General features: G+C 50.9%; 2 protein-coding genes. Both read right to left on the bottom strand.

Annotated elements, in window-relative coordinates:
- A partial coding sequence (locus D7024_RS14905; RefSeq protein WP_207666875.1) for a hypothetical protein occupies positions 1-229 on the bottom strand: 229 nt, incomplete at its 3' end.
- A gap of 82 nt (positions 230-311) precedes the next feature.
- A complete protein-coding gene (locus tag D7024_RS01875) occupies positions 312-551 on the bottom strand; it encodes a MoaD/ThiS family protein (protein WP_121450299.1) in 240 nt (79 codons plus the stop codon).
- Positions 552-721 lie beyond the last annotated feature (170 nt).

Here is a 721-nt window from a genome sequence, read left to right as displayed (position 1 = left end):
ATGAATGAGATAAGTAATGTGTCTGAGTGACATTTTCACTGACGAATTTCACTGACAAAGTCACTGACGCTTGACAGCCCTTTTTCGCCGCCGTCGCCGCCGGGTTCCCGCCGGGATGCGATACTGTCACCAGCCGGGTAATTAAGGTAACACCATCCAAACCGTGGCAGCAGTTTGGATGGTGTTGCCGAAAACCCCGGCAGTTAAAGGCAACCACGCCGCTTGTCATGGTATTCCTGCTTTTAAATCCTGCATATTTGCCGATATGCTGTCAAGTTAAGCACCTGGCGGGTGTGGCCCCGGCGGCAGGCCTATCCTCCTGCCACCACCGGGAAGATGGTAACAGTGTCGTCCTGATGCAACCGGTCCAGTATCCTGGCTTTCTGGCCGTTAATCAAAACTAGCCCCACGTACTTTTCCGATAAATGGACTTTTTCCAGCACATTCTTTACGGTAGAGCCAGGTAGAACCTCCAAACTAAACCGCCCGTTTACGGCGGCCGGAGGGGCATAGCGGGAAAGGTAGCCCCGTAGTTCGACCTTTACTTCAATAAATCACACACCCCCCGCGGTATAAACAATTGTAAGCGTCAAACACAACCCACCTTGGCACAATACCCAAGTTTAAGGGATAATCTTCCTCAAAAAATAAGCTCGATGAGGAGGATTTTTTCTTATGACCAAAGCCGAACGGGAAGCGCTATGGGAAACCCGAATAGCCG

It is taken from the genome of Desulfofundulus salinus (assembly GCF_003627965.1).
Lineage (GTDB): Bacteria > Bacillota > Desulfotomaculia > Desulfotomaculales > Desulfovirgulaceae > Desulfofundulus > Desulfofundulus salinus.
The sequence above is the reverse complement of the archived record's forward strand: the minus strand, read 5'-3'. Positions and strand labels throughout refer to the sequence as shown.